The organism is Bradyrhizobium sp. USDA 4510 (genome assembly GCF_054059095.1).
Window position 1 is genome coordinate 3294864 of record NZ_JBSSBT010000001.1, and the last position, 14278, is coordinate 3309141.

Annotated in this window: 9 protein-coding genes and 1 pseudogene; 4 read left to right on the plus strand and 6 right to left on the minus strand. The window is 63.7% G+C overall.

The genetic code is table 11. From position 1 onward, the window contains the following. Positions 1–3: 3 nt before the first annotated feature. From ppx to ACVMDN_RS14855, 4 genes and pseudogenes are all read right to left on the minus strand, one after another. On the minus strand, positions 4–1506 hold the full coding sequence (ppx, locus tag ACVMDN_RS14840; RefSeq protein ID WP_310884761.1) for an exopolyphosphatase: 1503 nt from the start codon (positions 1504–1506) through the stop codon (positions 4–6). A gap of 12 nt (positions 1507–1518) precedes the next feature. Continuing rightward, positions 1519–3724 (minus strand): annotated as a pseudogene (locus ACVMDN_RS14845) (RNA degradosome polyphosphate kinase). Between the two features lie 131 nt (positions 3725–3855). Continuing rightward, positions 3856–4533, minus strand: a complete 678-nt coding sequence (locus tag ACVMDN_RS14850; protein ID WP_168856980.1) for a P-loop NTPase family protein — start codon at positions 4531–4533, stop codon at positions 3856–3858. Between the two features lie 88 nt (positions 4534–4621). Continuing rightward, a complete protein-coding gene (locus ACVMDN_RS14855; protein ID WP_028332358.1) occupies positions 4622–5164 on the minus strand; it encodes a CDP-alcohol phosphatidyltransferase family protein in 543 nt (180 codons plus the stop codon). 160 nt (positions 5165–5324) lie between these two features. Between ACVMDN_RS14855 and purM the strand changes: the two genes are divergently transcribed. Both purM and purN read left to right on the plus strand, forming a co-directional pair. Then, positions 5325–6398 (plus strand): phosphoribosylformylglycinamidine cyclo-ligase, encoded by a 1074-nt coding sequence (gene purM / locus ACVMDN_RS14860; RefSeq protein WP_141340454.1) that lies wholly within the window; start codon positions 5325–5327, stop codon positions 6396–6398. Beyond that, the gene (gene purN / locus ACVMDN_RS14865; protein WP_229190833.1) at positions 6395–7045 is read left to right on the plus strand and encodes a phosphoribosylglycinamide formyltransferase; all 651 of its coding nucleotides are present in this window, start codon (positions 6395–6397) and stop codon (positions 7043–7045) included. Before purM ends, purN begins: the two co-directional genes overlap by 4 nt. A 78-nt stretch (positions 7046–7123) precedes the next feature. On the opposite strand, the gene ACVMDN_RS14870 is transcribed toward purN, so the two are convergent. Continuing rightward, a complete protein-coding gene (locus tag ACVMDN_RS14870) occupies positions 7124–7327 on the minus strand; it encodes a cold-shock protein (protein ID WP_016847412.1) in 204 nt (67 codons plus the stop codon). A 356-nt stretch (positions 7328–7683) separates the two neighbouring features. Further along, on the minus strand, positions 7684–8832 hold the full coding sequence (gene rnd, locus ACVMDN_RS14875; RefSeq protein ID WP_057019895.1) for a ribonuclease D: 1149 nt from the start codon (positions 8830–8832) through the stop codon (positions 7684–7686). Between the two features lie 745 nt (positions 8833–9577). Here rnd and ACVMDN_RS14880 point away from each other — a divergent pair. Together ACVMDN_RS14880 and ACVMDN_RS14885 are read left to right on the plus strand one after the other, a co-directional pair. Continuing rightward, on the plus strand, positions 9578–10300 hold the full coding sequence (locus ACVMDN_RS14880; protein ID WP_456827504.1) for a hypothetical protein: 723 nt from the start codon (positions 9578–9580) through the stop codon (positions 10298–10300). Positions 10301–10683: 383 nt separating this feature from the next. After that, positions 10684–14151 (plus strand): ATP-binding protein, encoded by a 3468-nt coding sequence (locus tag ACVMDN_RS14885; RefSeq protein ID WP_456827505.1) that lies wholly within the window; start codon positions 10684–10686, stop codon positions 14149–14151. Positions 14152–14278: the final 127 nt, after the last annotated feature.

The following is a 14278-nucleotide window of genomic DNA, read 5'->3' on the forward strand; positions in this document are numbered from 1 at the left end:
GGTCTAGCGCCGCACGATCGAGCCGGCGCGCCCGACCAGCCGCGCCAATTGCTTGAAGCGGCTGCCGACGCGGTCGGCGACCAGATCCACCATCCGGTGCTCGAACACCAGCATCAGCTTGCGGCCCTGGGTGCGGAAATGGGTTGCCGGCAGCACGCCGGTGCGCGCCGCCGTGATCAGATGCGCGACGCGGAATGCGGCGCCGAGCACGCGGGCGCGCTCGTCCATCGCCGGCGTCACCAGCGCGCGGATCTGCGGCGGCGGCTCGTTTTCCTCGCTGAGCCCGGCGTAGCGATAGAACACCGAGAGCGCGACGAAGGCGCGGCCCTGATGCGTGATCGAGCCGAAATTGCCGTTCATGATCAGGCTGAGGGTTTCCTCGCCGCGATGATCGGGATGCACCCGCCAGCCGATGTCGGAGAGCAGGCAGGCGACGTGCCGCAGCCTGCGGTCTTCCTCGGTCTCGCGTAGCCTGACGACGCGCACCAGCCGGTCGGTCCACGCCGTCAGCTCCTGGGCGTGGCGGGCCGAGCGCGACAGCAATTCGTTGAGATTCTGCGCGGCGCAGAGCAGTCCGTCCTTGGCGCGTTCGGCCTGCGGCAGCATCTCGTAGAGCAGGCCCTCGCGTACGCCGAAGGTCGAGAACACGATGGTCTTCGGCTGGGCCACGCGGATGATGTATTCGAGCACGAGCGCGGCATAGGCCAATAGCGGCCGCCGCGCGTCGGCGACCGACTCGATATTGGCCAGCATGTTGGTGGCCGCCAGCCGTCGCAGCCGCTGCGCGAAGTCGAGTGCGTCGGCCGCCGGGATCGAATAGCCGTGCATCACCTTGAGCGGGTAGCCGCTCTGGATGATGTGAATGCGCGCCAGCGCACGCCAGGTGCCGCCGACGGCATAGAAGGTGCGGCCGCGGCCGGTCTTGAGCTGGGCGACGCCGAGCAGCTCGTTCTTGACGATGCGTTCGGCGCGCTTGAGCGATTTGTTGGAGAGGTCCTGCAGCGCGAGGCTGCCGAGCGGCAGCGTCACGCCGCTGCGCACGCGGCTGCCCTTGACATCGATCAGTTCAAGCGAGCCGCCGCCGAGATCGCCGACGATGCCGTTCGGATTGTGCACGCCCGAGACGACGCCGAGCGCGGATAGCTTCGCTTCACGCGGCCCGGTGAGGATCTCGATCTTGGCGCCGCAGATGCGCTCGGCCTTGGCGATGAAGTCCGGACCGTTCTTGGCGTCGCGGCAGGCCGCGGTCGCGATCGCGTAGACGCGGCCGACTTGCTGGATCTTGCACAGCGCACGAAAACGGCGCAGCGCGGTGAGCGCCTTGTTGACGGCATCGGTTGCGAGCAGGCCGGTGCTCTGCACCTCGCGCCCGAGCCCGCACAGCGCCTTCTCGTTGAAGATTGTGATGAGGCTGCGCGCCATCGCCTCGTAGACCACGAGACGAACCGAGTTCGAGCCGATATCGATGACAGCGACGCTGGAAGCGCGATTCCGCGGCCGCTTCACCGTAAGGCCCCCTTAAGACGATGGCTGCTGACGCTCGTTGCGACGCGTGAGACGGCGCGGTGAAGATTCCTTGAGAGACTTACCACGGCCGGACAGACTCGGATTTGTCATAAAGTAGTCATGCAGATTGAAGGGCTCTTCGCCTTTCGCGGCCTTCATACGCGTTGACGACCCATCCGGCAACAATTGCCAGCTTTGCTCGGTGTCCTTCAGGTTCGCGACCATGATCTGTTCGAGAACCTGCTGATGCACCGTGGGATTTTGCAGCGGACAGAGAACCTCGACGCGGCGGTCGAGGTTTCGCGGCATCATGTCAGCGGACGAGATATACACAGCAGCTTTTGTGCTCGGCAGGCCCTGACCCATGCCGAAGCAATAGATTCGGCCGTGTTCCAGGAACCGGCCGATCACCGATTTGACGCGGATGTTCTCCGACAGTCCCGGCAGCCCCGGCCGCAGGCAGCAGATGCCGCGCACCACGAGCTCGACCGAGACGCCGGCCTGCGAGGCCTCGTACAGCGCGTCGATGATATCAGGGTCGACCAGCGCATTCATCTTCATCCAGACCGCGCCGGGCCGGCCGTGCTTGACGTGGGCGATCTCGCCGTGGATGTGCTCGATGATCCGCTTGCGCAGCGTCAGCGGCGACACCGCCATCTTCTCGATGTCGCTCGGCTCGGCATAGCCGGTGATGTAGTTGAAGACCCGCGCGACGTCGCGGCCGATGATCGGATCCGAAGTGAAGTAGGAGAGGTCGGTGTAGATGCGCGCGGTGACCGGGTGATAGTTGCCGGTGCCGGTGTGCACATAGGTCGTGAGATTGCCGCCCTCGCGGCGCACCACCATCGACAGCTTGGCATGCGTCTTCAATTCGATGAAGCCGTAGACCACCTGCACGCCGGCGCGTTCGAGGTCGCGGGCCCAGCGGATATTGGCTTCCTCGTCGAAGCGCGCCTTCAGCTCGATCAGCGCGGTCACCGACTTGCCGGCCTCGGCGGCTTCCGCCAGCGCGCGCACGATCGGCGAATTGTTCGAGGTGCGATAGAGCGTCTGCTTGATCGCGACCACGTCGGGATCGCGTGCCGCCTGCTGCAGGAACTGCACCACGACGTCGAAGGATTCGTAGGGGTGATGGACCACGAGGTCCTTCTGGCGGATGGCGGCGAAGATATCGCCGCCATGATCGCGCACCCGCTCGGGGTGGCGCGGCACATAGGGCGGGAATTCGAGGTCGGGGCGATTGAGGCGGGTGAGCTGCGACAGCTCGTTCATCGCCAGCACGCCGTCGACCAGGATCACTTCGTCGTCTGCGGCCGACAAGGCGTGCTGCACGAAGATGCGCAGCTCCTCTGGCATCGTGGCCTCGATCTCGAGCCGGATCACCGACCCGCGGCGTCGCCGCTTGAGCGCGGTCTCGAACAGGCGAACGAGGTCTTCGGCCTCTTCCTCGATTTCGAGTTCGGAGTCTCTGATGATGCGGAATGCGCCTTGGCCCTTGACGGTGTAGCCGGGGAACAGGCGGCCGATGAAGAGACCGGTGGCCTGCTCCAGCGTGATCAGCCGCGCCGGGCGCGCCTTCCTTGGTGGAGGGGATGCGGATGAAGCGGTCGATCTTGCCGGGCATGCGGATCAGCGCGTTCATCGCCTTGCCGTCGGAGATCCGCGACAATTGCAGCGCCACCGTGAATCCGAGATTCGGGATGAACGGGAAGGGATGCGCCGGGTCGATCGCCAGCGGCGTCAGCAGCGGGAAGATGCTGTGGAGGAAGTGATCCTCGATCCAGCTGCGCTCGGACTTGGTGACGTCGCGGCCGTCGACCAGCTGGATGCCGACCTTGGCCAGGATATCCCGCAGGTCGCTCCAGATCGCCTGCTGGTCGGAGGCGAGCTGCGAGACGGTCTTGTTGATCATCACGAGCTGATCGGCCGGCAGCAGGCCGTCCGGGCTGCGCTCGGTAATGCCCTCGCGGACCTGCGCCTTGATGCCGGCGACACGGACCATGAAGAACTCGTCGAGGTTATTCGCCGAAATCGACAGGAAGCGGACCCGCTCCAGCACGGGATGGCCGAGATTGACCGATTCCTCGAGCACCCGCCGGTTGAAGTGCAGCCAAGAGAGCTCCCGGTTGATGAAGCGTTCGGGGCTGGTCGCGATTGCGGGAATGGCGGGAAACTCCGCCTCTTTTTCTTTGATTTCAGTAGCTTGTGCCGAGTCCATAAAGTGCTGGTCCAATTCAGGGCAGGGGCCGGGGCGGTGTAGCCGAGAGCCGCAGAGACCATGTGATATTGCGATGACGTTTCGATGACATTGATGTTCCGCTCGCCTGCGCCGTCAAGCCGCGGGATGGATCAGGCGTCGCGCAACAGCTCCGCCGCCAGCGCCCGCGTGACGGGACGGCCGAGCCGGAGTGCCTCGGTATCCAGGAGCTCGACCGCCTGCCGGACGGCAACGTAGGAACGCTCGATCCGGTTGCTCAGATAGCTGACCAGCGGTTCGTCCACGCTCATCTGGCGGTCGGCGCAGAACTTGACGATCAGGCCGCGGAACAGCTGGTCGTCCGGCGGCAGCAGCGTCACGGTCGGCACCGCGCGGAGCCGCGACCGCAGGTCGCGCAATTCGATCTCGAACGCCGAGGGCGGAATGCGCGCCGTGATCAGCACGTAGGCATCGTCCTGGCGCGCCAGATTTAAAAGATGAAACATCGCGCGCTCGTCGAAATCCGCCGGCCTCAGGTCTTCGACGACGAGCGCACCGGTCGCAAGCGCGGTCGGCACCGTGTCGGCGGTCAGCGCATGCGCCGCGGTCGAGCGCGCGCCGGCGCTCTCGGCCCAGATCGCGGCGAGGTGGCTTTTGCCGGAGCCGTCAGGCCCGACCAGCAGCATGATTCGGTTTGGCCAGTCCGGCCAGCCGTCGATCAGCGCCAGCGCCGCCTCATTGGCAGGGCCCTCAAGGAAATCGTCGCGGGTCAGCTTCTCCTCGTGCGGCAGGGCCAAGGCCAATTGACGAGGTTGAACGCTACTGGCCACGCAAGTCTCCAAACAACTTCATTTTAGCCATGCGCAAACGCGTCGCGTTTGTCGCGGGAAAACCGGCTTCCACTTTTCCGGATCCCGCCTACCGAGCTTCGATCGTGCTCATGTGCCGCACCCACTCCACGAGATAGAGGGACACCGAACCCAAAGTAAAGATCGTGACCAGGCCCATCAGGATCAGGTCGTAAGGGTGTGGCTGAAAGCCGAAGCCGAGCGAGGCCAGCACCAGCGCTGCGAACGCGACCTGCGCCACCGTGTTCAGCTTCGACACCATCAGCGGCTTCATCTCGACCGGCTTGTCGAACAACCATGACACAATCACGGCGGAGACGATCATGATGTCGCGTGACACCACCAGAATCACGATCCAGCGCGGCACCGCGCCCCAGATTCCGAGCGCGACATAGATCGACACCAGGAGCGCCTTGTCGGCGAGCGGATCGAGCAGGGCGCCGAGCTCGCTCGTCATGTTGAAGCGCTTGGCGAGGAAACCGTCGACCGCGTCCGAGACGCCGGCGATCACGAAGATCGCGAACGCAATCTCCATCTGGCTGGACACGATGGCCCAGACGATCACCGGCACCAGGATGATGCGGCCGAGGGTGATGATGTTCGGAATGCTCAACTTGGATCGCTTCCCGGCTAGAAGCCTGATTTTACTCGATATCCGGCTCTTTTGCGCAGCCGCCTTGTGTTATCTACATAGTATCGCGGCAGCAGCGCCGCGAGCCATTGCGCGGGGGCGGAATTCCTCGTAACCAGCCCCTGATCATCTGGAATTGGGCATGACCGAGCGCAAAAACGGGCTCACTTACGCGGATTCGGGTGTCGATATCGACGCCGGCAATCGACTGGTCGATCTGATCAAGCCGATGGTGCGGGCCACCGCGCGGCCTGGCGCGGACGCCGAGATCGGTGGTTTCGGCGGGCTGTTCGACCTCAAGGCCGCCGGCTTCAAGGATCCGGTCCTGGTGGCCGCGACCGATGGCGTCGGCACCAAGCTGAAGATCGCGATCGAGACCGGCATTCATGGCGGCATCGGCATCGATCTGGTCGCGATGTCGGTCAACGACCTCGTCGTGCAGGGCGCGGAACCGCTGTTCTTCCTCGACTATTTCGCCTGCGGCAAGCTGCACCCGGAGGCCACCGCGCAGATCGTCGCTGGTATCGCCGAGGGTTGCCGCGAATCCGGCTGCGCGCTGATCGGCGGCGAAACCGCCGAGATGCCCGGCCTCTACAAGGATGGCGATTACGACCTCGGCGGCTTTGCGGTCGGCGCGGCCGAGCGCGGCACGCTGCTGCCGACCGCGGATATCGCGGCGGGCGATGCCGTGATCGGGCTGGCTTCCTCCGGCGTGCACTCCAACGGCTATTCGCTGGTGCGCAAGATCGTCGAGCAGTCCGGCGTTGCCTATGACGCGCCGGCGCCGTTCGCGCCGGTCATGACGCTTGGCGCCGCGCTGCTGACGCCGACCCGGCTCTATGTGAAATCCTGCCTGCGCGCGATCCGCGACACCGGCGCGGTGAAAGGCCTCGCCCACATCACCGGCGGCGGCTTCACCGACAACATTCCGCGCGTGCTGCCGAAGCATCTCGGCGTCGGCATCGATCTGGCGCGGCTGCCGGTGCTGCCGGTGTTCAAATGGCTGGCCGAGCAGGGCGGCATCGCCGAGCTCGAGCTGCTGCGCACCTTCAACTGCGGCATCGGCATGATCGCGATCGTCAAGGCTGATGCGGTCGACGCCGTGACCGAGGCGTTTACCGCCGGCGGCGAGACGGTGACACTGCTCGGCGAGGTGATCGAGGCCAAAGGCGAGCATCGCGTGGTCTATAACGGTCATCTCGATCTCTCGCGATGAAGCGCCGCGTCGCCATCCTGATCTCCGGCCGCGGCTCCAACATGGCCGCGCTGATCGAGGCTGCGAAGGCTGAGGATTTCCCGGCCGAGATCGTGGCCGTGATCTCGAACCGTGCCGATGCCGCCGGGCTCGAGAAGGCGGCCGCGAGCGGCATTGCGACCATCGTCATCGAGAGCAAGCCGTTCGGCAAGGACCGCGCCGGCTTCGAGGCCGTGCTGCAGCGGGCGCTCGACGACAGGCAGGTCGAGTTGATCTGCCTCGGCGGCTTCATGCGGCTGTTCACCGCCGAGTTCGCGCGGCACTGGTACGGGCGGATGCTCAACATCCATCCCTCGCTGCTGCCTTGCTTTCCGGGTCTCGATCCGCACGGCCAGGCGTTGCGTGCAGGGGTCAAGCTGTCCGGAGCGACGGTGCATTTCGTGATCCCGGAGACCGACGCCGGACCGATCGTGATGCAGGGCGCGGTCACGGTCGCTGACGACGACACGGCCGAGACGCTCGCCGCGCGCGTGATCACCATCGAGCATCGCATCTATCCGGAGGCGCTGCGGCTGCTGGCGAGCGGCCGGCTCGAGCTGGAAGGCGATCTCTGCAAGACCCTGGGCAGCGGCGCAACCGACCATACCCTGATCGCGCCGGCGCCTTAGCGCGCGGTTGCAGGAGACATCCCCCGGGGTTGATGCGGCCGGGGGAGGCATCAGGATGAATTCCGCTGGCAGCGGCGTTCAGTGAACCTTGAGGTTCTCTGCCGACGCCTTGCCGCGGTTCTCCACCAGCTCGTACTCGACGGACTGGTTCTCGTTCAATGTGCTGAGGCCCGCGCGCTCGACCGCCGAGATGTGGACGAACACGTCCTTGTCGCCGACGGCTGGCTTGATGAACCCGTAACCTTTGGTCGGGTTGAACCATTTGACGGTACCCTTCGGCATCGTCTCTCTCCCAGTTTAGACATAAAAAAGACGCGGCCACGTTTTCCACGTGCCACGCCACAAGCGGACTTTGCGCTGTCTGTTCACTTCCCGGGTCGTCAGATCCAAAGTCTTCAAGTCCGAAGTTTCGCCTCTCGAGGCCCTGTACATCGAAGCCTTGGATATCAACGTCGCGAAACGCACAGTCGAACGGCCGCAAATCCGATTGTGAACGGATTGCAACACGAAAATTGCGCCTTAGCAAGCGCGGTGGTTTTGCGTGACGCAACCTCAGCCTGTGCCGGTCGAACTCCGGGGCAACACGTTCGGCCACTGGCCGACTGCCGGTGGAACCTGGCGGGCACCAGGCGGACGCGCTAACCCCGGTCCACCCGCACCACGCGGCCCTTGTCGATCGCCAGCGCAAGCTGGCCGTGCTTGAGCTTGAGCGCGGCCTCGCCGAACAGTTCGCGGCGCCAGCCGTGCAGGGCGCCGACCTCGGCCTGATCGCTGGCCGCGATCTGCTCGAGGTCGTCGACGGTGGCGATCACCTTGCTGGCGACGCCGTGGCGCTCCGAGGTCATGCGCAGCAGCACCTTCAACAGCTCGACGGTCGCCGCGCCGTTGGAATTGTTTCTCGGCTTCTCCAGCTTGGGCAGCATGGCCTGGTCGCGGGCGAGCCCGCGCTGCACGGCGGCAATGATGTCAGCGCCCCATTTCGAGCGCTCAAAGCCCTTCGGCAGCGAGCGCAGATTGCCGAGCTTCTCCAGCGAGGTCGGCGCATGGGTGGCGATATCGCCGACCGCATCGTCCTTGAGCACGCGCGAACGCGGCACGTCGCGGCTCTGCGCCTCCTGCTCGCGCCAGGCCGCGACCTCGATCAGCACCGCGAGCTCGCGCGGCTTACGCACGCGGGTCTTGAGCCGCTCCCAGGCGCGCTCGGGATGGAAGTCGTAGGTCTTCGGCGAGGTCAGGACCTCCATCTCCTCGCTGACCCAGTCACTACGGTCGCGCTTCTTCAGATCGGCATCGAGGGCTGCGAACACTTCGCGCAGATGCGTCACGTCGGAGACGGCGTAGTGGAGCTGCTCGTCGGTCAGCGGGCGGCGCGACCAGTCGGTGAAGCGGTGGGTCTTGTCGGGGCGGTGGCCGGTGACGCGGTCGACGAGCTGGTCGTAGGCGATGCTGTCGCCATAGCCGAGCACCATGGCGGCGACCTGGGTGTCGAAGATCGGATGCGGGATCGTGCCGGACAGGTGCCAGACGATTTCGATGTCCTGCCGCGCGGCGTGGAATACCTTGAGCACGGCCTCGTTCGACATCAGGTCGAAGAACGGCTTGAGGTCGATGCCGGGTGCCAGCGCGTCGACCACGACGGCTTCGTCCGCGCTCGCCATCTGCACGACGCAGAGCAGCGGATAGTAGGTCGTCTCCCGCAGGAACTCGGTGTCGACAGTGATGACCTTGTGTTTGGCGAGCCGGTCGCAGGCGGCGGCGAGGTCGGAGGTCGTGCTAATCAAATCCATGAAGTGTCCATAACGGCTTGACCACACGCGTTCTGCCGAAAGGGCAGCTATGTCAAGGGTCTTGCAGGGATTTTGGCCCTGCGCGGGGTGAGGGACGGGCCATTTTTGAATTGATTGGGCGTGATTCGAGGGTGTTTTCGGCCCGGTCGTGCCGGCAGTTCGTCGGTCGTCCGCCACCTTCGGTGTCACCGCCCGGCTTGACCGGGCATGACGATCGGGGGCTGAGCGCCACAGGCGATAGCCCGCTGGCGCCGGGGCGCACGACCAAAATATCGAAAACAACCCCATGCAAAGGAGCCGACAGCTAGCGTGTTCGACACGGCAACTTGACACGTCGGGCAAATCAGCGATATTTTTCCATTATTCCGAAGTCATGCGTCGCCACGCTTGGGGCTGTGACATTTGCGGACTTCTGCAACCGACCCGTCATGGTGACGAGGCGCACCGCGCCGTCATTGCGTCCCCACTTGCAGCTTTGATCGCCCGGCTCGACCGGTTGAATCCGCCCAGTATTCCAGAGACAGTTGTGCTCGAACCGAGAGGCCGCGGCGTACTGGATCGCCCGCTTTCGCGGACGATGACAGTCGTAGTGGGGGCGCGCCGCTGCGGGAGCTTGCGCCGTCGGGATGGCGATTTGGGTCAACCGGAGTGCTGAGCTTTCTCGGGGCCGGCTTGCCTGGCCGATCATGGGTGCCGTATTCTGCCAAAGCAACCTGAAGTCGATGACCAACGAGGAGCCGCTATCGTGATCGCGACGCAGCCCGGGGCTGTCACCAGCGAGCTGTTTCAAATCGCCTCTGAAGTCCCGGAACAACGCCGCGATGCAGTGCTCGAGAGCATCAACAGCATCATCGACACGAATTGGTTGACGAAGGAAAAGTTCTGGTCCCGCGAACACTCTCCGTTCAAGCCCGACCACGGCATTGTCCTGCTCCATCACGGCGGTGAATGCGTGGCTTACCTCATCATTCAGCGCCTCGCCCTTGCCAGCACGTCGGTGATCTATCTCTCGGGTACCGCCGTCAGAGACACGCATCGTGGTCGCGGCTCTTTCAAGCGGATGTTCGATACCGCTATGACGGCGGAGTTCGGTCACCCGGCGGCGCCGGCTGAATTCTGCTTGTGCTGGCGAACGAGAAATCCCGTCATCTACGTGCTGGGTCGCGCGCAGTGCCGCAGCGTCGTGCCGGCTATCTCGGACGACACGCACGCGGATGATCTCGACGATCTCTGTCTCAAACTGGCTGCAACCCTGTACCCTCGTCAAACCGTCGAGAAGACGACGATGGTGATGCGGAGGGCCTATGGCCGGCTTCGCTATCGCGATGAGCCGACGACCCAAACCTCGCCGGATGTCGACCGATGGTTCGCGCAGACCATCCCCAACAGCGCTGACGCGGTGTTCTGTGCCGGATTGGCGAGCAATCGCTGGTCACGGCACCGGGCAGCGTTGCCAAGGACTGGATAGCCCCAGACGGGCAACTCGGTGGCAGGGGCTGCCTGTCATAGCGCGCAAAATCGAATGGCTCCGCGCGCAAATTCGTGAGTCACGCCGTCGTTCGCCGAGCGCCTTTGTCGCGCCGAGTACCGAACATGCCGGAGGTTGGATGATGGCGCCCGAGGGGGCGACTCTGGTTTCGCCTACAGCGCCATCGCAGTCGGCGAAGGGGCCAAAATACCAGCGCGTGCGCTATCTCGAATATCCGAGTGACCGAGGGCAGAGTGCGTCTTCGATCGGTCTGCTCCTTGTTTTCGCACTTTGTGAACGCGTCCAGTCTGGGGTAAACAGGTCCCTTGGCATCGTCGAACGAGGCCCATTGTCGCCAATGGCCCGCAGTCGGACGGATCACAATGCCGGAGAAACAGCCAAGCGCCGATATGGAGGCTGCTCTCAAGCACTGGCTCGAAACCGTTGATCTCGGCCAGTATAGCGACCTCTTTGTCCTGCATCGCATCGGTTTGGACATCCTGCCCGATTTGACCGAGCAGGATCTGGTCGAACTTGGACTTCCGCTGGGAGACCGCAAGCGCTTGCAGCGCGCGGTTGCTTCCCTGACCCGTTCGGCAAAAGGTCCCGCCGGCGGTAGGAGCGTCGCGGAAAGCGCGGCGGTGAGCGCCGAGCGGCGCCAGCTGACCGTGATGTTCTGCGACATGGTCGGTTCGACCTCGCTGTCCGAGCAGTTCGATCCCGAAGACGTCCGCGACGTGATCGCGAGCTTCAGGGAAAAGTGCGTCAGCGTGGTCAAGCGGTACGAAGGCTTCGCGGCCCGCTACCTCGGGGACGGCATTCTGGTCTATTTCGGCTATCCGAATGCGCATGAGGATGACGCCGAGCGGTCGGTGCGCGCGGCGCTCGAAATTGTACGGAGCCTGTCGTCGGCGAGAGCGAGTGACGCCCGCGACGTTGCAAGTCATGAGCCCAGTGTGCGCATCGGGATTGCGACCGGCCTTGTTGTCGTCGGAGACCTGGTTGGACAGGACACCGAGGAGCACGATTCCGCAGTCGGCGAGACGCCAAATCTGGCTGCCCGTCTGCAGGCCTTGGCGCCTCCGGACGGCGTCGTGATTGCGTCTTCGACGCAATCCCTGCTGAGAGGAAAGTTCGACTACCAGGACTTCGGATTTCACGCGCTGAAGGGGATATCCGCGAAGGCCCAGGCCTGGCTCGTGGTTCGGCCCTGCCGCGCCGAGACGCGATTTGCCGCAGCCATGGGCTCCCGATTGACGCCGCTGGTCAACCGCACCGAAGAGGTTGCGCTGCTGCTCACGCGTTGGCAGCAAGCGAAAGCCCATGAGGGGCAGGTCGTGCTGCTGACCGGCGAGCCGGGAATTGGAAAGTCCAGGATCGTTCAGGAATTGCGGGAGCGGATCGCAGGTGATCAGCACGGACAAGTTTCGTTCCAGTGCTCTCCCTATTACAGCAGCACCGCTTTTCACCCCTTCATCGAGCATCTCAAATTCGCGCTCGGCCTTGACGGCGAGAACGCGTCTGCGCTTTGGCTGACAAAGCTTGAAGCTGGTGTCGCCGCCTCGAACGGCGAGGCGGACACAGTGGTGCCGATCCTTGCGGCGTTGCTTTCAATTCCCACCGGGGACCGCTACGCGGCCCTGGATCTCTCGCCGCAACAGCTGAAGGATGCGACGATCGCCACGCTCGTCAACCATCTGCTCGCGCAAGCGCGCGGGCAGACGCTCCTGATCGATTTTGAGGACGCACATTGGATCGATCCCACCTCGCGGGCCGTACTCGATCTGCTGGTGGAGAACGTTCGCACCACGTCGATCCTTGTCGTGATCACCGGTCGTCCGGAGTTTCAGCCGGGTTGGAAGGATCACGCGCACACCATCAGTGCGAACCTCAAGCGTCTCGGCCGACAGGTCCGCACGTTATTGGTCGAACGTGTGGCTGGAGAAAAGGAGCTTCCCCGAGAGGTGATTGAGGACATCATTGTCAAAACCGATGGTGTGCCGCTCTTCCTTGAAGAGCTGACCAAGGCCGTTCTCGAATCCGACGTCTTGACTGAGCAGCATGGACGTTACGTCTTGTCCGGTCCGTGGCATCAGCTCGCTATTCCCGCGACATTGAACGATTCCCTGATGGCCCGCCTCGACCGGATGGGATCATTCAAGAAAATCGCGCAGATCGGCGCCACCATCGGCCGCGAGTTTTCTTATGAGATCCTTCGCGAGGTTGCCGAAGCGCCGGCGGACCAGATCGAAGCCGCCCTGAACCATCTGGAGGCAGCCGGATTAATCGTCCGCTTCGGCTTTCTGCCGGAGGCGCTGTACTCGTTCAAGCACGTGATGATCCAGAATGCGGCGCATGAAAGCTTGTTGCACAGGGAAAGACGGACGCTGCACGCCAAGATCGGACGCGTGCTCGCCGAAAAATATCCGGAAAAGATCGAGCGCGAACCGGAGCTTCTCGCCTACCACCTGACCGAATCTGGACAAAGCGAGCCGGCCGCGGGTTTCTGGCTCAAGGCCGGAAAGCAGGCCGCAATGAAGGGTGCGACTCTGGAGGCGATCGGTCATTTGCGTCGTGGGCTCGGGGTTCTGCAAGCCTCACCCGGCATGCAGGGCCGAAACGAGTCCGAGCTTGAGCTTCGCATCGCCCTGGGCACTGCCCTGATCGCGGCAAAGGGATACGCCGTGCAGGAAGTCGAGGAGAACTATGTTCGCGCGCTCGAACTCGGCCGGAATCTTGGCAACATGGCGAAGGTCTTTGCGGCGACGCGCGGACTTTGGGTGTGCCACTTCATCCGCGGCGATCTCGCACGGGCGCATGAGCTGAGCGCGGAGCTCCTGCAGTTCGCAAGGCGCGAGGCGTCGAACCAAAGTTCGTCCGCGACGCAACAGACGGGATATCTGATCGAGGCGCATCGGGCCATCGCGATGACGATGCTGTACCGCGGGCGGTTTGTCGCTGCCGAACATCACCTTCATCGCTTCAGGAATCTGTACAGTCCTGATCTACACGGCGCCCTGACGGCAACGCATGGCATCCATCCTGGCATCGTCTCGCTCTCGTATCTCGGGTACGTGTCGTGGTTTCTGGGCCGTCCTGACGCGGCGCGCCGATATAGCCAGCAGGCTATTTCGGAAGCGGAAGACCTTCGCCACCCCTTCACGTTATCATTTGCGCTGACATTCGGCGCTTACGTTTGCCAGCATCTCCGCGATGTCGAAGGGACCCACGACTACACCAACAGGGCACTGGCTCTCTCATCGGAACACGGCTTCCTGCACTGGAAGCATCAGACAACCATCCTGCGAGGATGGGCGATGACCGAGCTCGGGAATGTCGATGAGGGATTGAACCAGATGCGAATGGCTATCGACGCCTACGAGGGCATGAGCGCCCGGCTAGCCAGTTGCTGGTTCAGAAGCCTGCTCGCGAAGGCTTATGCAAGTGCCGGCTTGCCGGATGCTGCCTTGCACGAACTCGACAGCGCACTGGCGATCGGGAGAAGAACGGGAGAGCATTTTTACGAAGCTGAGATCTATCGTCTGCAAGGTGAGATGACGCTCAATGATTCGAGATCATCGTCCGTTGAATCCGCCGAGCGAATGTTCCTCGCCTCGATCGAGCTGGCGCGCAGGCAAAGCGCGCGGTCCTTTGAATTACGGTCAGCTGTCAGCCTGGCGCGCTTATGGCGACATTCCGGCAAACAGGCGCGAGCAGCCGAGCTGTTGCTACCCGTCGTTCGAACGTTCACGGAAGGTCTAGGTACGCCTGACGTCAAGGAAGCGCTCGAGCTGGCGAATGAACTGGCAATGGAAATGCCCGGAGATCAAGAATGGAGCGGGCGGGTCTAAGGATACAGAGGCGCCCCGGGGCCCGTCCGCCCGCTTGCGCCTGACCGTCGTCTCCACGCATCGCAGATGAATGATGGTGCTCGCTTCGGCCCAAGTTCGCGGCGGCGGCAACGTTGGGTGGATGCTG

What these genes read in the sequence shown, in the direction of transcription:
- rnd (WP_057019895.1), bottom strand. Translation starts at nt 8,832, where the DNA reads ATGGATTTGATTAGCACGACCTCCGACCTCGCCGCCGCCTGCGACCGG.
- ACVMDN_RS14885 (WP_456827505.1), top strand. Translation starts at nt 10,684, where the DNA reads ATGCCGGAGAAACAGCCAAGCGCCGATATGGAGGCTGCTCTCAAGCAC.
- purN (WP_229190833.1), top strand. Translation starts at nt 6,395, where the DNA reads ATGAAGCGCCGCGTCGCCATCCTGATCTCCGGCCGCGGCTCCAACATG.
- purM (WP_141340454.1), top strand. Translation starts at nt 5,325, where the DNA reads ATGACCGAGCGCAAAAACGGGCTCACTTACGCGGATTCGGGTGTCGAT.
- ACVMDN_RS14870 (WP_016847412.1), bottom strand. Translation starts at nt 7,327, where the DNA reads ATGCCGAAGGGTACCGTCAAATGGTTCAACCCGACCAAAGGTTACGGG.